The sequence below is a fragment of the Vibrio sp. MED222 genome (genome assembly GCF_000153005.1).
GTDB lineage: Bacteria > Pseudomonadota > Gammaproteobacteria > Enterobacterales > Vibrionaceae > Vibrio > Vibrio tasmaniensis_A.
This window is the reverse complement of the sequence record NZ_CH902606.1, coordinates 273,699-292,933: the sequence shown is the minus strand read 5'-3', so window position 1 is coordinate 292,933 and position 19,235 is coordinate 273,699. Positions and strand designations below refer to the sequence as shown.

Sequence of the window (19,235 nt, the reverse complement as noted above, 5' to 3'; positions counted from 1 at the left end):
AACCCATGGATTGGATTAAAACAATAAAAACACTTCCACGCAGAGTCATATTGCCAGTCGCGGTAGGGCTATTAGGAAACTTGCTTCTTCTCAGCCCAGCTCATGCCGCAGAAGATTACGCCATATTCTCTTTAGATTCAGGATTTGAAGAAATATCGATAAACAAAGCAAGGAAGCTGTATAGAGGAAAAACAAAACGACTCGATGGTAAACGTGTAGAACTTTCTGATTGGCCTGAAAACAGCAGCGAACGTGAAGTTTTTTACCAACAACTGCTTGGAAAAAACGCAGCTCAAATGAATGCCCATTGGGCGAGCTTATCCTTCTCAGGTAAAGCTCGTTATCCAAGAGAGATTAAATCGGCGTCCACCGAAACCTTGGTTGACTGGCTTGATGACAAGCCCAATCGAATTGGGTACGCCCCGCTCTCGACGCTCCCTGAAAATGCCAATGTTCTATACGTTATAAGCTCGGAGAAATAATATGAAAAAAATAATTACGTCAGTGCTATGTGCTTCAATTGCCTCTCCGGCTTTCGCTATTATTGAACTTACCGATAATTTTTCGTTAAGCGGATTTGGTTCTACTTCTTGGGCAACATCAGATAACGACTCCCCTTTAATCATCAACAATGGTTTTACCGATGAAAATTGTTATGACTGTGATACCACACTTGGAGTTCAACTCGATTACTTTTACAACTCATTTAAAGCTTCCGTACAAGTTGTCAAACCACCCCAATATGATTGGAGTGATCCTCAACTCGAGTGGGCTTACTTGGGCTATGAATTTAACGACTTCGATGTGAGTATTGGTCGATTACGACTGCCACTATTCCTTGCCTCTGAATACTATTATGTTGGCCAAGCCTATATGACGGCAAGACCACCGACAGAGGTGTATAACAGCGTTCTTGGTATTACCGCTTTCAACGGTGTCAAAGTGAGTTGGACTCATGATGTAACCGATGAAGCTACCCTACAACTCTCTCCATTTGTCGGAATCAAAGATAAGAATGAAGTAGAGTTCAATTCGACAACCGAGCTGGAATTCGAAACAAATCGAATGTTTGGTGCAAACCTTCAATTAAGTGGTGATAACTATCGTTGGAACTTATCTTTCCTTGATTCAAATTTCGATCAAACGACAAAAATTAAAAACGTTGGCACGCTTCCAACAGCAGACAACCAACACATCCAACTTTGGTCGCTAGGCGCTGAATATGAATTTGGCCAAGCGGTATTGGCGAGCGAAGGTCAAATCAGTGACGTTTCTTCATCCATGTACGCCAGCCTAGGTTACCATTTAGGAGTATTCACACCTTACGTAGTATACGGCGCGCAATTTAACGCCAATGAGCACTTAGAAGGGAATAGCTACTTAGTTGGTGTAGATTACGACTTGATGTCAAATATATCTATCAATGGTGAAATGCAATTCTTCGAAGCTCGTAGGTCAAACGGTGCCTTTATTGACGCCCCTAAAACCGATAAAGATGCATTGCTCTACACCATCATGTTGAGTTTTGTTTTTTAGCTCGAATTCAAATCGATGGTCACTTGCAGCAATTAAGATCCAAAAAAGCCAGTCGAATATTTCGACTGGCTTTTCATAAGCGGCTTATCTATTTACTCATTCAAATATTATGAGCTTGGCGCGACTCGTTTCTCTTTCAACTGTTCAATAACATAATCAGGAGCCACTTTACCTAGCTCACCCAAGCAATCATCTGTTTTTTCATTGCCATAGCGTACATAAATATCGCATACCACGTATAACTGTTCTGGAGAGCCAGAGATCAAATACGCTTTCTCGAACGATTTAGTCGATTTGTCGATATCCAGCTCTTCTTGTAGTACCCCATTCAAGTACCAGTAGTAGCTGTTATCTTTTGCAAGTTCTGCTGCTACTTCAATCTCTTTGGCTGCTGCTGCCTTGTCTTCAAGGCGAACCAAAGTTAATGATTTAGAATAGTGCATCGCTGCATTGTCCGGCACGTTCTTCAAACCACGATCCAACACCTCGACCGCTTGTTGATCTTTATTCTGAGCTCGGAAGTTATCCGCGTAGCTCAGCCAAACTTGAGGGTCTTTCTGGTGAGTATTAATCAACTCAAGATAAATCGTTTCCGCTTTATCCCATTCATTGTGCCAACGGAGCACGTCAGCGAACAACAATTGAAACTTTTCAGATTCTTGTGATTCCAAGAATGTTATTAACTCAGCGACAGGTTGTTCGATTTGTGCTTTCTGTTCTTTATCTAACGTATTGTAATCACGAACTAAGTTCGATGTTGCTGAATGACGAACCATAGAGTCTGTATCGCTCAGCAAAGGCGAAACTAACGCCCAGCGATGCTCAAGTTGATATGGCGAAGAACCGATAATCGAAGCCTCACGAACTTCAGGGTTTTGATCTTTCAAACCTCTTGCCACCGCCACCAGCGCATTCTGGCTTGGATATGAAGCAAGCTCTTGCAGTGCACCAGTACGATTTTCAACAGATTGATTTTGATCTTGTGCCATGTAAGACAACTGTTGAATACGGGTTTGAGTGTCCGTCATTTCGAGCACTTGATTGATATTTTGTGCCGGTGCGTCAACAGTTTGCTGAACGCTATTCGCTGCCATCGCAGACGTTGAAATCAATGCGGACGTTGAAACTAATAGAGCAACAGCCGTCGCTAAACTCTTCTTCATCATAGTATTACCTTAAACTGGAGAACTTAGCCTGTCCTTAGACTCGTATCTGATTAAATTTGTCTTGGACCTGTTGACCCAAAAAACGAGTTAAAACTTGGTCTCGAACGTAGTTTGTTGCGCCTGTTTTGCACGATGTGCCATCAATACTGAATCACTGAATTTGCCATGAGCAACCGGATGCCCCATCGCACGAGCGATATAAGCCATCGACTTGTCGACATGAGAAAAGAACTTGTGCCAACCTGCACATAAGTAGTTCAAGCCCGGTTCGCCTGCGCGAGTTTTGATAAAGCGGTTTTTAGGACATTCACCATGACAAGCAAACTTGTAATCACACTGCTGACATTGACTGGTCATTGTGCGTGATTTAGCGAAACCAAACTTTTGCTGTGGTGCGCTGTACGCTAAATCATCAAGCTTCTCGTGGTGGATATTGCCAATTTTGTATTCAGGGTAAACGTAGTGGTCACAAGAGAACACATCACCGTTTGGCTCCATCGCTAGGCCTTTACCGCAGATCTCATTCAGAGTGCAAAGCGGATTCGGACGACCAATCCACGTTTCTAAGCTCGCTTCAAAATACTGAACGAACACTTTACCGATGTCGTTCTTCGCCCACTCATCAAACACAGAGATCAGGAAGTTACCCCAAGCTAAATCCGACACACACCACGATTCCATGATCGAGTCTTTATGGCCGGGGATCAGGCGTTTTTCGCCTTGTTTTAGCTGCTCACTCACTTGGGATGTTTGTGGCGCAACCGTTCTAAAGGTTTTCTGTTCAACGATAGGAATAAACTGCATTTGTGGAGACTTCACCACATCACGTAGGAAGCGATACACCTCAAGTGCATTTTGACTGGTGAGGTTATTCACACAAGTCAACGTTGCAAATTTAACTTGATGTTTGTGCAGCAACTCAACCGCCGCCATCACTTGTTTGAATGTGCCACGGCCTGCTCTGTTAACACGATACGCATTGTGCAGCATTTCAGGACCTTCAATACTCAAGCCGATCAGGAAGTTATTCTTTGCTAAGAATCGGCCCCAATCGTCATTGAGCAGTGTGCCATTGGTTTGCAGATCGTTTGAGATCAACACACCTTCAGGTCGGTACTTTTTCTGTAGTTCAACCACTCTTTCAAAGTACGCTAAACCCAGCATAGTTGGCTCGCCGCCCTGCCATGAGAAGATAATTTCAGGCGTGTTTTGACCTTCGATATATTGTCGGATGTAGGTTTCTAGCGTCTCATCATCCATTCTCGGAGAACTGCCTTTCTTGTACTCCAACAAATCTTGCTTACTTAGGTAATAACAATATTTACAGTCGATGTTGCACGCTGCGCCAATTGGCTTAGCCATAACATGCAAGCGTTTAGACGCTTTACCATTGTATTGTGGACCTTGAGTAATGTGCATGATTTATCTACCTATCTTAGTGTCTGTAGCCATCATAATGCCTATTTCAATCAGTGGCATGTTATACCCTTTATAACCAATAGGAATGACCTTAAACGTTAAAATTGCCCTCTATTTCGAACATTCGAGGCACGTGATGAAATTTTTTAATTACAAACAAATAGCGGCGATCAGCAGCGTCACCATGACTATTTTCCTAAGCGGCTGTGCGAGCGTGCCTACACACCCCATCGCCCAACAAATTGACCAAGAAATGGTGCTAGTTGAAGGTGGTACATTCACCATGGGTTCGAACGATCCTGAAGCGACCAAAGCAGAACGACCAGCACGAAATATAACTGTAGATAGTTTCTACATTGCAAAGTTTGAGGTGACTCAAGAATTGTTCGAATCGGTGATGGGTTCATCTCTCAGTTATTTCCAAAACCCACAAGTTCCGGTCAATAACTTAAGTTGGCAACAGGCGAACTACTTCGTTGAACAATTGAACGAACTTACAGGTGAAGAATACCGTCTGCCGACTGAAGCTGAATGGGAATTTGCAGCGAAAGGTGGCAACAAGAGCAAAGGCTATACTTACAGTGGTTCCAATAACTTAGATGATGTTGCGTGGTACTCAGCAAATTCTAAAAATAGCGCACATCCAGTCGGGCTAAAGAAGCCAAATGAACTAGGCTTATATGACATGACCGGAAACGTGGGTGAGTTTGTGATTGATGCCTTCGATGACACTTTCTACCGATTCGGTCCAACAGACAATCCTAACAACGCAAAACACAGCGACGTTGGTTTATCACATAAATCGGTTCGCGGTGGCAGCTTTGCTTATGACGAAAACGAATCTGAAAGTTACCGTCGCGACTTCGCAAGCCAATCGATCACTATGTCAGATATGGGCCTGCGTTTAGTTAAGGATACGAACTAGCTAAAGCTGTGAGCTAGTTAAAGAATGAACTAACTAAAGGTGCCAACGGTTATGAATCAACAATCTTCACAAGCAATACTAAAATACGACTTGCACTATACACACGTTAGAAATCTGACCAAACGTTAGAAATCTGACCAAACGTTAGAACTCTGCGGCAACGCTGAATAAGGAACTTCTATGCAATACACCAAGCTTTCAGGACTTACACTCGCGTTACTCTGTGCCTTCCCTACCTCAGCAGCAGAGAAGCCAAATCTAGTCCTTCAAATCACGGTAGATGGCCTGCGCGCAGACCTAATCGAACGATATAAGCACAACTTCGGTGAAGGCGGTTTCCGGTACTTAATGGATGACGGCACTTACTACACCAACGCGAACTACCAACATGGCAACACGGAAACGATCGTGGGCCATGTGTCGCTTGCAACAGGCGCTCCACCGAGCGTACACGGCATGGTAGGTAACGTTTGGTATGACCGTAGCGAAGAGCGTTTGGTGTATAACGTAGAAGACGGCAACTACAAAATGTTGACCTCTGGCGCGGGTGTCGACAAAGCAACAGAGATCGACCCAACGCAGAAGACAGCACAAGGCGATGGCCGCTCTCCAGAGCCAATACTCTCCACCACGTTTGGTGACGAACTGACGATTTCCAATAGTGGCAAATCAAAAGTGTTCGGTGTATCAGTGAAAGACCGCGGTGCGATCTCATTGGCAGGGCACAGTGGTAAAGCCTTCTGGTTCTCCAAAGCGCAATCTGAGTTTGTCACCAGCAACTATTACTACGACGAGTATCCAGATTGGGTATCACGTTGGAACGAGAAAGCGATTGCTGCAGAGTACTCGAAACAGAAATGGGAGCTCTCATTACCACGTGAAAACTACACGCTGCAAGAGCACGATACCGAACACAAAGTGAAACTCGGTGATTTCCAACGCACCTTCCCTCACCCTTATGGCCCCGCGAGTTACAAGTACTACAGCACAACGCTAACCGTTAGCCCGGCTGGCGATGAAATCACAGAAAACTTTGCAAGCACACTGTTGATGCAAGAGAAGCTAGGTCAAGGTGACGTGACCGATTACCTGTCTGTAAGTTTTTCATCAAACGACTACGTGGTGCACTTATACGGCCCTGAAAGCCTAGAGACAGAAGACAACCTAATTCGACTCGATAAGACGATCGCCAAGCTTCTTAAAACCGTTGATCACCAAGTCGGACTAAAGAATACACTAATTGTGTTGTCTGCCGACCACGGTGTACCTGAATCTTCACCTGCGGCAAATGCGCTTGGCTTCAATCAAGCTCAATACTTCAATAAAGACACACTGCTCTCGAGTGGCGTAGAGCAAAGGTTGAAGGATGAGTTTGGTTTATCCAAAGACGCAATACGCTTGTACGCACAGCCTTATATTTATCTGAATCACGATTTAATCGCAGAGAAGAAACTTGACCTAGCTAAAGTACAGGAAGCGATCGCCGATGAAATAGCGAAAGTGAAGGGAGTGGCGTTTGCCGTATCAAGCAGTGATATCGCGGCAAACCGAGTACCTGATACTCATGTAATGCAGCTCATTAAGAACAACTACCACCCAGCTCGTTCTGGCGATGTGTATGTGGTATTTGCTCCACGTAGCTACATTAACGACATGGAAGGCCTTCAAATAGCCTCGACTCATGGCTCGCCATGGAAGTACGATACACATGTCCCTGTCATCTTCGCAGGCTACGACGTTGAAGCTCAGAAAATCTCGCGTCCAGTCACGCCATACGACATTGCACCAACGCTTTCGAACAAACTGGGTATCACTCAACCAAGTGGTTCAATTGGAGAAGTTCTGCAAGAAATTACCGAATAATAGATGTCATTGAGGTTTCTTAGTTTTAATGTCGAAACCCACACCAAGTAAAAGAGCCACTTATCAATTCAGACTGACTCAGTCAAAACAGATAAGCGGCTCTTTTTGATTGCCTGTAGTTAGGTCGAAATCCAATCAACGTATGTCAGTGCTGGGAATAACGGCTATTCGCACAAACATTTTCCATTAATCGCCCTTTAGAGGCTAACTTGATATGTCTTTTGCTGCCGCTTTGATCTTAGCGCGCAACCACTTGTGGCTAGGTTCATTAGTGCGACTCGGGTGCCAAATCATACACATATCGAGGTCTTCCAATTCGAATGGTAGTGGTAGTGTTTTAACCGAGTACTTTTCAGAAAAACAACGCACCGATGACATAGGTAACACTCCGATGTAATCAGAGCCCTCAATAACTGGCAGCATCTCAACAACACCCGCAGCGCGATAGACTATTCTGCGCTTTTCAAGGTCACTGTAGTGTTCAGAACTCAATAAGCTTTTACGTGCATGCCAACGAGATACAACCACATGCTCAACTGATAGGAACTGCTCCATATCGATCGTATCACCAATCGTAGGATGGTCTTTGCGGCACACCACCACCAGTTCCTCTTTAGAGATCACCTCATGCTTGAGCATGGTTCTTCCTTTAGGTGTCATATCGATAATAACATCGTGTCTTTGAAGCCTTAAATCAGACTCGTAATCTTCCGTAAATAGAGGGTGAACTTCTAACGCGATACCAGGTGCAACTTGGCTGATTAACTGCATCACTCTTGGCATCATTTCGTAGCTCGCCGCCGAGACGCAGGCAATTGAATACACGCGCCCTGAAGTTTTGGGGTCGAAATCTCTTGATGCGGATAAGGTAGAAGTGAAATTTTTAAGCGCAGCGGCCATTGCCGGATAGATATCAATAGCGAATGTGGTTGGCTCTACGCCTGATGTGGTACGGTGAAACAGTGGCTCGTCATAGATATCTCGCAACCGTGCAAGCGCTTTGCTCACAGCAGGTTGGCTTATATCCATGCGATTAGCAGCCCTAGATAAGTTCTGCTCTTCATAGATAGCAACAAATATAGGAATTAAATTGAGTTCGGTGCTTTTCATACAGTTCCATATTAAAGAAGCAGGTCCCCTATAGTAGAGAGCCTGCCGATTTTGTTCGATGCGAATAACTAAAGTTTGCTACTTAGTTCTATCTTTTAAGTTTGGCAAGGCTTTAGGGATTTTCAAGCGGTCGAAAATTGAACGAGAATTGCTTGAGTTTGATGTGTCATTGGGTAAGTTACGTAACCCTCTCCACAAACGAGTAAATACGTTTTTGTCTTCTCGCCCTTGTTGGAGGGATTCACTGTCTTCTATCCAACGTTTCTGTCCATTCAATTTACCAAGTTGCGCTTTATTCAGTTCTAGCTGAGAGGTTTCGTTTCGTAATTGACGATAGATAAAGGTTCTCAATGCGGGCCAATTATTTTGCTTAAGCAAACGACGCAATACCAACCAACTTGGTGTTGGTCGATTTTTGTAATAGCGCTTCGCCGCAACGAATAACATGCCACATAAGACCACTGCCAAACCAACGCTTATAAAGACCGACATGTAAGCTTTGATGAAGGATTGGAATGTGTGTTTTGCTTCAAACACTTCGCCTTTTATTACCACGCTCTCAAGACGCTGATTTTTGCTGTCCCACCACTGGAATGTGAACTCCGGTAAGGTAAATTCACCACCTTGCTGAATCACATAAACCGTCTCTTCAATTCTACTGGAACGGTAGTCACCACGTTCTTGTGTGTCATCTAAACGATTAGGTTGCGGGTAAGCTTGATATTGCTGTGTCGATTCATTGGTCAACACATTGGGAAGTAACACCGACAAACTGTCTTTCGCTTTGATCGTCACGGTTCGAGTAACCGCATCACCCACTTTTAAGTCTTCGCTCGAACGTTGCCATTGCTGCTCAACATCCACGTCTGTCGCTGAAAACCAAGGCGATTCATCGCTTAACAAACCAGACGGTAATGAGGCTTCAAACTTAATCGGCTGCGTATAAAGCGTGCCACCAACGTTTGACCTATCAGGAGCTGACACTTGAATACGAACCGGTACGGTTGGAATCACAAACTCGCCAGAAGTCATCGGATAAAGCGTCACTTCCCAACGTTGACGCGACCATGTAGTGCCATTGACCCGTTCCGTGTAATTAGTCGCGAGTTGGTTACGTTGCTTAGCGATCACGTTAGGGATTTCGATACTGCCGATTCGAGTCCCTCCCGTTAACCAACGCGGCGTCGCCACCTCAATATTCAGAATTACCTGCTCATTGACGCTCACTTTAGTCGGCGTTATCTTATCGCCTGACTTTGGCTTTTCCCCTACCCAAGCGATAAGCTCAACGTCACCACTTTTTTGGAGATCGAAGATATCGGCAGCAGAAGCAACAAAAGGAGAAAACCAACTCAATATAAGAGTCATCGACAGTAACCACTTATGGGTTCTAAATCGCACTCTCTTTGATTGAATGGCTTCAAGAGCTAAATGATATCGACTCATTGGGTTTGCTCCTGTTTTGACGCTTGTTCGATGGAAGGTGCAGGGTCTCTTAATTGAATTTGGAACTTGGACTTTAAGAAGAACTTAGGGTCCGCTTCGACTCGTTTTAACCACTTATCGGCAAGCTCTTGGCTACCCAAAATTTCATTGGCATTAAGCGTTTCCTTGAGCATCAATTCCGCTACCGTTTCTTCTTCAGCGCCATCACCCGTTCGCGGCTGATCGTCTTCGAGTTCTAAAGACTCTTCAGGGCCATCTGTGGTCCCGGACTGACTTTCACTGGTTCGGTTAACCTCTTCGACAATCCCACTAAGCACAGCAAGATTGTTTTCCACATCCGTTCTTAGTTCTGGTGACAGATCCTCTTTCTCGCTTAATAATTTCAAAAGGTCTCGCGCCGCAAGATATTCACGCTGTCTGGCTAACGCACTCGCCGCGTTGTATAAACCAAGGTCAGTTTTGGTTTGCAGGAATGCACTGTGAGCGAGCTTAAAATCACGAGCATAGTAATAAGCCGCGCCCTTTCGCATTGGGTCAGTAAAATGTTTGGCAGCTTGAAGATATTCTTTCTGATTCAACAGGCGTTGACCTTGCTGATCGGGCGTTAACCATAAGTCCCACCACCATTGAGCTGTTTTGTCCCAAGCCGTAACCGACTCCACCACAACGGGTTTCTCAGCAGTTAAGTTGACTGTTTTCGCAAAAGTGCTTGGTGAATAGATGCTGCCCGAAATCACTAGACCAACGACACACCACTGCACCAGCCATCCTTTTCTGAACCACAACAACATGATAATCGCCATTGGGATAAGCAAGCCATAGCCCATATCTTTCCAAGGCATTGAAGATTCGCCGTTGAGCTGCATGTTTCTTTCAACCGCTCTGTTCAGTTGTTGGATATCCGAATCATCAACGGTCACTTCGATCAGTCGTCCACCTGTCTTACTCGCCAAATTGCGTAATGAATCGAGGTCGACAGGATTATCGCTCACCACATTACTGTTTCCTGCGGCTAGAATAAGCAACTGATACGGGTTGTCGTTAAAGAAGTTCTCGAACGCTCTGATGGTACTTGGATTTACACCATCCGATACCAACAACACTGACGAACCTAGCTCACCAGACAATTGCTGATTTATGAGTGGCAGTGCTTCTTCTGCTGACTTACCTGATACCGGCATGATGTCGGGTGTGATAGCCGCTAGAAACGGTTCGAATACCTTGCTGTCTTGAGTCACAGGCATCGCGACGTGTGCGCTGCCTGCGTAAACCACTAAGCCCGTATTACCGCCCTTGCGCGCTGCTAATAAGTCTCTAATTTTCTGTTTAGAGCGTTCCAAGCGACTCGGTGGTAAGTCTTTCGCCAGCATGGATTCGCTGTTATCAAGCACCACTAACATCGACGCTTTGTCTTCCCCAAAAGGTGAAGCCTCACGCTGCCATGTTGGGCCAGAACAGATAATGATGGCGATAGTTACAATCACCATCAATAGCTTCAATGGCAGCTGCCTACGCCAGCCTGTTTCACCAATGGTCAATGCATCACGTAAGTGTGCAGGTAGAATGTCTTTCCACGTTGGTTTGGTCTCTTCTCTCCAACGAACCCATAACAGGAAGAACATCGGAATAAAGGCCAACAACCACAAAGGTCGGATAAAATGAAACTGGGTAAAGAACTGTTGCAGAGTGAGAGAATCAGGCATCATCCTCTCCTTTCAATTTTTTAGTTTTAGAAGCCAAAAGCGACCTTCTACGTAAAGTCGCCAGACTAAAGGCAGTCAAATACATCACAACAACAATGGCCATCAAGTAATGATGTAACCCCTGTTTAGGACGATAAGTGGTACTTTCATATAACTGTGGTTCTAGTTCACCGATTTGAGCGTAGGCTTTGGTCAGTTCGTCGCGGTTAAGCGCCTCAAAGGCTTCGCCACCAGACTCTTGAGCCACTCGCTTGATGGTTTCCATATCCAGAGCCACTTCACCAACGGTTTGCGGATCGCCCATCGCAATAACGTGAATTCGAACGCCCTTAGCCTTAGCAACTTTTGCGGCATCGATAGGCTCAACAAAGCTTCCGGTGTCATTGCCATCAGTTAGCACAATCACAACTTTCTCTTTCACGTTCGCATCAATACTTGAATCTTGAACCGCAGCACTCTGCTTTTCGCTTTGTTCAAACACCTTAGTCGCCAAGCCAATCGCATCACCTAAATGCGTGCTTTGTCCTGCCATCGCCACATCGGTTTGATTAAGCAGTTCAAGCCACACATCTTGGTCAGCTGTAAACGGTGTTTGTACAAACGCTGCATCACCAAACAAGATCAAACCGAGTCGGTCCCCTTTTCTGGTTTTCGCGAAATCGGCTAACACCTCTTTGGTCGCATCTAAGCGAGAGATTTTATCCCCTTGTTTAGACGTAAAATCTTGTTCAGCCATTGAGCCAGACAAATCGACAACCACCATCACGTCGCGACCTAATTGTTCACGAACTTGTGGCTCACCAAGAATGGTAGGTTTCGCTAATGCGCAGATCACTAATACCCAGGTAATGATCAGCGTAGTGCGTTGCCACCAGCTTGGTGTTAATTGGCTTGCACCTTCTGATGGAGCCTCGCCAATCGCTTCAACCAACTCACTGAAAAATGGCACCTTGATGGCCATTTGTTTAGTGCGATAAGCAGGTACGGCGAAGTAAACGAGTAAAGGCAAAGGTAGTGCGATAAACCACAGTGGGTGCGCAAATTCAAAGCTGGCAGATAAAACATCAAACATTGTCTTGCCCCTCAACCGTTACCTGTACATTCGGCTTGTGAAGTTTTAGCCACATCATCGCGGTTTGAATTACCTCTAATCGCTGTTCAAAGCTCAGACGCACATTAGGGTCAATTAGGCTTTGCATCCATAATTCCGAAACTTCATCGGCAAAGAACGCATTGCTGTTTTCACTTGTGTTAGCGCTAACAGGCAGATAAGCGTTCAGACGGTTTACATAGGCTTTTCCAAACAGCTTTGCATTGCTGCTGTCTAGGTAACGAAGTACCACTTTGAGGACTTTAAAGGTTCGTTCAGTTGAGTTCTTGTCTCTTGCATCCAGTACCATGAGTTCTTGAAGCGCTTCTTTGCGATAACGGTTATTCCACCACCTTAGCGCTAAACGATAAGCCAGATAGACAGCGACCAATAACAGAATGACGCCAAGGATCTTCCAGCCAATAGTTTGCGGCATCCAGCTCACGCTCTCGGGAATGGCGACATCGTGCAGATCGCGAAGGATATAAGTACTTGGAGGCGTATGTTCAACGGCCATCTAACGCCCTCCCACCAGCTTTTGAAGCTGAGAAATATGAGTTCCAGACGTATCTAATTCGATATAAGGGAGGTTTTTCATCGCCATTAATTTAGCAAGGGACTGTTTCTGGAGTGCCGCTTTTTGGGCAAGGCTTTCACTTGCAAGGTTAACCTTAGATTGGCTGTCCAGATTAAGTTGAAAGCGACCATCACCCACCACCCAGTTTGCGCTTGCCAGATCTTGAGGCAATGATTGTTCTAATGGATCGGTGACCATAATGGCTAAGATATCGTTGTGTTGTTGCAGTTGCTTTAGTCGGTCAAGGTGTTGCTCTTGGCAATCTCGCCAATCACTAATAAAGATTAAGGTCGATTGCTTTAATCTCATTCGTTTTATCAGTTCAATCCACTGGCTAAACCCAACACCTTCGCTGTCGCTCACCCTGACACCTAAGCTTTGATTGGCTTTGGTCAGATGTTTTAACTGAGACATTAAGTCCGATTGAGAACGCTGTGCTTTGGTATGAAAGAGCTTTTGGTGCGACGCCAAAACGAAACCAACTCGGTCACCATCTTTCAGCACTCGCCATCCACACAATGCTGCGACTTCGGCGGCCACAACAGATTTCATAGTGTTTTGAGAAGCAAAGAACATCGAGCTGCGTTGATCAACACAGATCATCACATTACGGTCTTTCTCTTCGGTATAACTACGAACATGAGGTTTGCCTGTTCGCATCGTGACTTTCCAATCGAGGTTACGAATATCATCACCAAGTTGGTAGTGACGTAGCTCCTCGAAATTCAAACCTCGACCTCGGAACAATGAGTTGTGTCTACCCGACAGCACACTACCCGCCTTTAGATGAGGCAGTAGAGAAAACGACTCAGCTTGAGCCTGAATTCGCACTAACCTTGAATAATCACAGTACAAACGTGGATCAAGGCCTTGCGATTTGGGAGCTTGTGTTGGCTTCGCCATGACGCCCCCTAGTTATCCAATCTCAACATTATCGAGCAGTTCTTCAACCACTCTTTGATGGTCAACACCATCGGCCAATGCATCGTAAGACAGCGAGAATCGGTGACCTAACACGGTTGGCAACATGGCACGCACATCGTCTAACGTGACGTGGTCACGCCCTTGCAGCCACGCATAAGCGCGAGCGCATTTATCCAATGAAATAGATGCACGAGGGCTTGAACCAATTTCAATCCATTTCGATAAGTCTGATTCTGGGTAACGCTCTGGCTTACGAGTCGCCATCACCAAAGCCACAATGTAGCTCTCAACTAAATCGGAAACGGCAATATCTGGAAGTTGGCGGCGAGCTTCAAGTACCAACTCAGGTTCAATATGCTCTGGAGTGACTAATTCCGAACTCGTCTCGCTACCGAGCTCCTCACTGCGCACAAGTCGAATGATGTCGCGTTCAGCTTCATCTTCTGGATAGTCGACCGTCACTTTCATGATAAAACGGTCCATTTGTGCTTCAGGCAGTGGATACGTACCTTCTTGCTCTACTGGGTTTTGCGTAGCGAGCACCATGAATAGCTCTGGAAGAATATGAGTTTGACCACCCACCGTAATCGTTCCTTCCGCCATGGCTTCAAGCAGAGCCGCTTGTACCTTTGCAGGAGCACGGTTCACTTCATCGGCTAAAACAATACTGTTGAAAATAGGACCCGGTTGAAAGTGCAACTGAGGCTTTCCATCAAGCTCTTGATACACTTCTGTACCGGTTACATCTGATGGCAGCAGGTCAGGCGTAAACTGAATTCGACCAAAACTGGTGTTCAGTAGGTTCGCCAGTGATTTCACTGAACGAGTTTTCGCTGTACCGGGAAGTCCCTCTAAAAGCACATGCCCATTAGTCAATAACCCTATCACCAGAGCCCGAACGACGTGGCTCTGACCGATAACATTTTTCTCTGTTTGTTCAATCAGTTGGTTTATTGCTTGTTGCGCATGGTTCATAGGTCTTCCCTTAATTCAATCTGGCTGCGTACATCCTACTCACAAGCCCCATAACTATTAGTTATACACGTGATAATTGTTCATCAGCGCGATAAGTTATAAACGTGATAATTGCTCATAAGCGCGATAATTGGTTACAAGCGGAATAAGCAGCAAGCACCATAGCCAAGCTCACCTCATCGCTTTATTTAAACTTAGCTTTCAATTGGTTAATGGCCTCCGGCGGTGCCACTTTGCTCAGTGATGAAATACATTGCTCAAACGCCTTTGGTACGCCCGGTATATGGCTGTTTCGCGCCAACACTTCACACTGGGCATACAAGTGCTGTAGGTTGCGGCTAAATTGGTAAGCCTTGTGCAGTGATTGACTTGCCGCAAGCACATCCGATTTCTCCAAAGCCAATCCGTACACATACCAATATTGTGGGTCGGTTTGTGCAGTTTCAGCAGCTTGCTTAAGGTACTCCGTTGCTTGTTCGTAATCTTTCACACGAAGCAGAGATAAGCCTGTGCTGTATGGCAATACACTCGATCTCGGCTGAGCTTCAATACCTTGCTTCAATGTCGACAGCGCTTTTGCTTCGTTACCTTGCGCTCGATACAAATCCGCTAAGTTGGCGTAGCTGTTTTCGAAATAAGGCTCGATTTCGATAGCACCTTGATAAAACTCAATCGCTTTTTGATATTGGCCTAGATCGCGGTAAACGTTGCCTAGGTTAGTACGTCCAAATCCTCTATCGGAATTAAATTGCTGTATCTCAATGTACTCTTCCAATGCAGGCTTGATTTGGTCTTTCTGCAGAGGATTCATTTCTCCCCAGTAACGCACTAATGCACCTGCGGTTTCTGAACGAATCGACAATACAGGGTCTTTCAGTAGCGGTTCTAAAATCTGCCAACGGTCAGTGAATGGGAAACCAGACGAGCCTTGCACAACGCCCAAACGGATCATTTCATCATCATGTTTCACCGCTCTTGCTAGCGAGATAAGCGTATTCTTACCCGTATTGCCGCCCAAACGTTCTAAGCTCGATGCACGAATGATATTGCTTAAGCTAGAGTCCTGAGCCGAGTATGCCAACGCATCCTCTGCCCCTCTGTGCCCTATTGAGTCAGCATAAAAGGCAACGGCAAAGTGCTGCTGATTACGATACTTAGAATCTGGGAACCACTCACCGATTTGCTTATCTGCCCACTGGTCGGTTTGATCTTCATGACAGCTAGTACACACGTTCGGCGTTTTAATATGTTGGCTAATATCAGGACGCGGGATATGCCAACTATGGTCACGTCTTGGGTCGACCTCCATGTAAGTCGTCTCAGGCATGTGACAAGTCGTACATTGTGAAGCTTCGGTATTCGCCTCGTGGAAGGTGTGCTTTTCAGGCGTGTATTCAGAAGCAATGTGACATTGGCTACATACAGCTTCCTCTGCAATTTTTAATTCTGCGGTATGGGGATCGTGGCAGTTAGTACATGTGACGCCTTTTTCAGCCATCACTGATTGAAGGAAAGATCCGTAAACGTAATCTTCATCGTAGATTTGACCATCGTTATGGTAAAGCTCAGGAGTAATCAAACTTAGACGATACTCATCAAAGAAAGACCCGTTAACGTGATCTCCAGTTTCATTTAACTGAGTACGTCTGCTGTGGCATTGCGCACAGGTTTGAACCTGATTGGTATGGATGATGTCTTTTGGTTGTAGGGTTGAGTTGCCCTCTTGGTAGATCCATTCTTTCACCGATTTCGACAAGTCGCGATCAAAGCCATAATGCGCGGAGGCTTGAACATCCTTTTCGCCGTTGGCTTTTACTGACTTGTAATTTGCTAGCTGGGCTTGTTTAACGTGCTCGCTTGCAGGGCCATGACAGGCTTCACAACCGACATTAATCTCAGACCAAGTAGTGTTATAGGTATTGCTCGCGCTGTCGTAGTTTTTCTCTAGATTCGTTGAGTGGCAATCGGCACACATGAAGTTCCAGTTTTGACCGCTGTTGGTCCAGTAGAATTCATCAGTGTTGGTGGTATCCGGGTAGAGGTTAAACCAGCGTTGACCGCCTTCGCCCTCAGTGCGAGAGTCCCAAGCGAAAGGAATCAACTGTACTCGACCGTCTTCAAACTCAACCATGTACTGTTGTAATGGTTCAAAGGCAAAGGTATAGCTGATTTTGTAATCTTTGAATTGCCCGTCTGGGCCTTCGATATTGACCCAGAACTCTTCACCCTTGCGAAAAAATCGGTTGGGTTTACCGCCATGAGTGACCGTTTGATCGTTGAAATCGCCTAATACAGATTCATCTGTAGCGTGTTTCATCGCCATGTCATGATGAGAGCCTTGCCACGCTTCCACTTCTTCGCTGTGACAGTCAACGCATGCTTCAGAACCGACATACGTAGCCTTGGGAGAGCTGGCATCTAAAGTTCCTGAACCAATAAGCGTAGCTTCAGTCGCTGGAGCTTGTTCATTAGCATACACATTGACACTGAGTGTCGACAACATAGGTAAAGACAACATTGCGGATAATACTGCAACTCGCTGGTGTTTCAATCCGTTCACTAGTGAGCACAACCATGCAGACATAACATTCCTTGTTTTTATACATCCTTATGCTTAATAAGGTAGACGTAAAAACAATGAATTTACAATTATTTAGTGGCAGTGAGCTTGATTGTTGTGACTCATATTCACGACTGGTATTTACTCATCGATATGCGCATAAAAAAAAGAGCTCCGAAGAGCTCTTTCGTGTTAGCAGTTTCATCAAACTATCAGTTTCAATAAACCAAAGCTTACTTATTATGGTTCTCTTGAAGTTTCTCCATAACCTGATCCAAGCTAAAGCTCGCTGCTTTTTGGCGTGGCGGGTATTCAGCAAAGGTTTCTAAGAACTTGCCAACATACGCTTGAGCAGGAACAAACATATAAGCATGGTCTAACAACCAGTCATAGTAAGTATTCGATGTGATATCTGCGTTTTCGTATGGGTCCATTCGGAGGTTAAACAGCTTAGGAAGACGTAACGTTACAAACGGTTCTGCCCAAATTTGCATGGTACCCGTCGCACGCTGCTCCATGAACACCGCTTTCCATTGGTTGTAACGAAGTGCCGCAAGGTCACCGTCATCGGTAAAGTAGAATATCTCCGAACGACGGCCTTTCTCTTCTTCTCCGGTTAGGTAAGGAAGGAAGTTGTAACCATCTAGGTGCACTTTAAACGTTTTATCACCCGCAGTATGACCTTTCAGTAGTTTCTCTTTGATCTGATCATCACCAGCAGCTGCAACGAAGGTTGGCATCCAGTCCATGTGGTGCATGATTTCATTTGAAACACTGCCCGGTTCAATCTTTCCTGGCCAACGAACCATTGCTGGTACACGGTATGCGCCTTCCCAGTTGGTGTTTTTCTCACCACGGAACGGCGTTGTACCGGCATCAGGCCAAGAGTTCATGTGTGGACCGTTATCCGTTGAGTAGAAAACGATGGTGTTGTCTTTGATGCCCAACTCATCCACTTGCTTCAATAGTTGTCCAACGTGTCGATCGTGCTCAACCATACCATCAGCGTAATTACTGATGCCGGTTACACCTTTGCTATCTGGCTGCACGTGCGTTCTAAAGTGCATTCTTGTTGCGTTCCACCAAACGAAGAATGGTTTGTCCGCTTTCACTGCGCGATCCATGAAATCAAGTGCCGCGTCTAGTGTTTCTTCATCGACCGTTTCCATACGCTTACGCGTTAGTGGGCCTGTATCTTCAATCTTGCCATCAGCGAATGATTTGATCACACCACGAGGGCCAAATTTCTTACGGAACTCTGGGTCAGTTGGGTAATCTTCATTCTCCGGTTCTTCTTCAGCATTCAGGTGGTAAAGGTTGCCAAAAAATTCGTCAAACCCGTGTGCTGTTGGAAGGAATTCATCTTTATCGCCAAGGTGGTTTTTACCAAATTGACCTGTCATGTACCCCATAGGTTTAAGCATTTCTGCAATCGTTGCATCCTCCGCTTGCAAACCAATGTCTGCTCCTGGAAGGCCTACTTTACTTAAACCCGTTCGTAATACACTTTGTCCCGTAATAAAGGTAGAGCGACCCGCAGTACACGATTGTTCAGCGTAATAATCGGTAAACATCATCCCTTCTTTGGCGATGCTATCAATATTGGGCGTTTTGTAACCCATTAAACCAAAGGTGTACGCACTCACATTGGATTGACCAATGTCGTCCCCCCAAATGACCAATATATTTGGCTTTTCTGCTGCAAAAGTGGCGCTAGACGCGGCCATCATTGCTGTACCCAAAATCGCTAATCGACGTTTAGCGCCATACTTCGCTGTCATAGAAACCTCTTCGTAAGTTATTTGCATCCTGCCCTACAACGTATAGTTCATTTTTTGCGCATACGCGAGATTACCTAAGCTATTAATATTTTTGTCATTTTCATCGAGATATGGATACAGAAGTCATCGATAAGGTTTACGGCAACAAACATGATAAGGA

15 protein-coding genes are annotated in these 19,235 nt (G+C 45.3%); 4 read left to right on the top strand and 11 right to left on the bottom strand.

What is annotated here, in order from left to right; all coding sequences use genetic code 11:
* Window positions 1-5 precede the first annotated feature (5 nt).
* Together MED222_RS19940 and MED222_RS19945 are read left to right on the top strand one after the other, a co-directional pair.
* Entirely contained in the window at window positions 6-482 is a 477-nt protein-coding gene (locus MED222_RS19940; protein WP_009844970.1) for a hypothetical protein, read from the top strand.
* A gap of 1 nt (window position 483) precedes the next feature.
* Window positions 484-1,536, top strand: coding sequence for an ABC sulfate transporter permease (locus MED222_RS19945; protein ID WP_009844969.1), 1,053 nt, complete (start codon window positions 484-486; stop codon window positions 1,534-1,536).
* A gap of 107 nt (window positions 1,537-1,643) precedes the next feature.
* Here MED222_RS19945 and MED222_RS19950 read toward each other — a convergent pair whose 3' ends face one another.
* The gene (locus MED222_RS19950; protein ID WP_032555010.1) at window positions 1,644-2,702 is read right to left on the bottom strand and encodes a hypothetical protein; all 1,059 of its coding nucleotides are present in this window, start codon (window positions 2,700-2,702) and stop codon (window positions 1,644-1,646) included.
* 87 nt (window positions 2,703-2,789) lie between these two features.
* The gene (locus MED222_RS19955; protein WP_009844967.1) at window positions 2,790-4,121 is read right to left on the bottom strand and encodes an anaerobic sulfatase maturase; all 1,332 of its coding nucleotides are present in this window, start codon (window positions 4,119-4,121) and stop codon (window positions 2,790-2,792) included.
* Between the two features lie 136 nt (window positions 4,122-4,257).
* Here MED222_RS19955 and MED222_RS19960 point away from each other — a divergent pair, with 136 nt between their 5' ends.
* Together MED222_RS19960 and MED222_RS19965 are read left to right on the top strand one after the other, a co-directional pair.
* Complete coding sequence (locus MED222_RS19960) at window positions 4,258-5,046, top strand: formylglycine-generating enzyme family protein (protein ID WP_009844966.1); 789 nt, start codon at window positions 4,258-4,260, stop codon at window positions 5,044-5,046.
* Between the two features lie 180 nt (window positions 5,047-5,226).
* Window positions 5,227-6,909 (top strand): alkaline phosphatase family protein, encoded by a 1,683-nt coding sequence (locus MED222_RS19965; protein WP_009844965.1) that lies wholly within the window; start codon window positions 5,227-5,229, stop codon window positions 6,907-6,909.
* Between the two features lie 204 nt (window positions 6,910-7,113).
* Here MED222_RS19965 and MED222_RS19970 read toward each other — a convergent pair whose 3' ends face one another.
* From MED222_RS19970 to MED222_RS20010, 9 genes are all read right to left on the bottom strand, one after another.
* Complete coding sequence (locus tag MED222_RS19970; protein WP_009844964.1) at window positions 7,114-8,019, bottom strand: LysR family transcriptional regulator; 906 nt, start codon at window positions 8,017-8,019, stop codon at window positions 7,114-7,116.
* Window positions 8,020-8,097: 78 nt separating this feature from the next.
* A complete protein-coding gene (locus MED222_RS19975; RefSeq protein ID WP_032555009.1) occupies window positions 8,098-9,465 on the bottom strand; it encodes a BatD family protein in 1,368 nt (455 codons plus the stop codon).
* Window positions 9,462-11,168 (bottom strand): vWA domain-containing protein, encoded by a 1,707-nt coding sequence (locus MED222_RS19980; protein ID WP_009844962.1) that lies wholly within the window; start codon window positions 11,166-11,168, stop codon window positions 9,462-9,464. Before MED222_RS19980 ends, MED222_RS19975 begins: the two co-directional genes overlap by 4 nt.
* Window positions 11,161-12,240, bottom strand: a complete 1,080-nt coding sequence (locus tag MED222_RS19985) for a vWA domain-containing protein (RefSeq protein WP_009844961.1) — start codon at window positions 12,238-12,240, stop codon at window positions 11,161-11,163. Before MED222_RS19985 ends, MED222_RS19980 begins: the two co-directional genes overlap by 8 nt.
* Window positions 12,233-12,775 (bottom strand): DUF4381 domain-containing protein, encoded by a 543-nt coding sequence (locus MED222_RS19990; RefSeq protein WP_009844960.1) that lies wholly within the window; start codon window positions 12,773-12,775, stop codon window positions 12,233-12,235. The genes MED222_RS19985 and MED222_RS19990 overlap by 8 nt, the downstream gene beginning before the upstream one ends.
* Complete coding sequence (locus MED222_RS19995) at window positions 12,776-13,738, bottom strand: DUF58 domain-containing protein (RefSeq protein WP_009844959.1); 963 nt, start codon at window positions 13,736-13,738, stop codon at window positions 12,776-12,778. It abuts the gene before it with no gap.
* A gap of 12 nt (window positions 13,739-13,750) precedes the next feature.
* Window positions 13,751-14,734, bottom strand: a complete 984-nt coding sequence (locus tag MED222_RS20000; protein WP_009844958.1) for an AAA family ATPase — start codon at window positions 14,732-14,734, stop codon at window positions 13,751-13,753.
* Window positions 14,735-14,918: 184 nt separating this feature from the next.
* Window positions 14,919-17,318, bottom strand: coding sequence for a tetratricopeptide repeat protein (locus tag MED222_RS20005; RefSeq protein ID WP_009844957.1), 2,400 nt, complete (start codon window positions 17,316-17,318; stop codon window positions 14,919-14,921).
* 209 nt (window positions 17,319-17,527) lie between these two features.
* Entirely contained in the window at window positions 17,528-19,075 is a 1,548-nt protein-coding gene (locus MED222_RS20010) for an arylsulfatase (RefSeq protein WP_009844956.1), read from the bottom strand.
* Window positions 19,076-19,235 lie beyond the last annotated feature (160 nt).

Excerpts from the sequence above, each read along its gene's own strand:
- MED222_RS19970 (WP_009844964.1), bottom strand. The coding sequence starts at position 8,019 with ATGAAAAGCACCGAACTCAATTTAATTCCTATATTTGTTGCTATCTAT.
- MED222_RS19980 (WP_009844962.1), bottom strand. The coding sequence starts at position 11,168 with ATGCCTGATTCTCTCACTCTGCAACAGTTCTTTACCCAGTTTCATTTT.
- MED222_RS19955 (WP_009844967.1), bottom strand. The coding sequence starts at position 4,121 with ATGCACATTACTCAAGGTCCACAATACAATGGTAAAGCGTCTAAACGC.
- MED222_RS19990 (WP_009844960.1), bottom strand. The coding sequence starts at position 12,775 with ATGGCCGTTGAACATACGCCTCCAAGTACTTATATCCTTCGCGATCTG.
- MED222_RS19940 (WP_009844970.1), top strand. The coding sequence starts at position 6 with ATGGATTGGATTAAAACAATAAAAACACTTCCACGCAGAGTCATATTG.
- MED222_RS19950 (WP_032555010.1), bottom strand. The coding sequence starts at position 2,702 with ATGATGAAGAAGAGTTTAGCGACGGCTGTTGCTCTATTAGTTTCAACG.
- MED222_RS20000 (WP_009844958.1), bottom strand. The coding sequence starts at position 14,734 with ATGAACCATGCGCAACAAGCAATAAACCAACTGATTGAACAAACAGAG.
- MED222_RS19995 (WP_009844959.1), bottom strand. The coding sequence starts at position 13,738 with ATGGCGAAGCCAACACAAGCTCCCAAATCGCAAGGCCTTGATCCACGT.
- MED222_RS20005 (WP_009844957.1), bottom strand. The coding sequence starts at position 17,318 with ATGTCTGCATGGTTGTGCTCACTAGTGAACGGATTGAAACACCAGCGA.
- MED222_RS19945 (WP_009844969.1), top strand. The coding sequence starts at position 484 with ATGAAAAAAATAATTACGTCAGTGCTATGTGCTTCAATTGCCTCTCCG.
- MED222_RS19960 (WP_009844966.1), top strand. The coding sequence starts at position 4,258 with ATGAAATTTTTTAATTACAAACAAATAGCGGCGATCAGCAGCGTCACC.
- MED222_RS19965 (WP_009844965.1), top strand. The coding sequence starts at position 5,227 with ATGCAATACACCAAGCTTTCAGGACTTACACTCGCGTTACTCTGTGCC.
- MED222_RS19985 (WP_009844961.1), bottom strand. The coding sequence starts at position 12,240 with ATGTTTGATGTTTTATCTGCCAGCTTTGAATTTGCGCACCCACTGTGG.
- MED222_RS19975 (WP_032555009.1), bottom strand. The coding sequence starts at position 9,465 with ATGAGTCGATATCATTTAGCTCTTGAAGCCATTCAATCAAAGAGAGTG.
- MED222_RS20010 (WP_009844956.1), bottom strand. The coding sequence starts at position 19,075 with ATGACAGCGAAGTATGGCGCTAAACGTCGATTAGCGATTTTGGGTACA.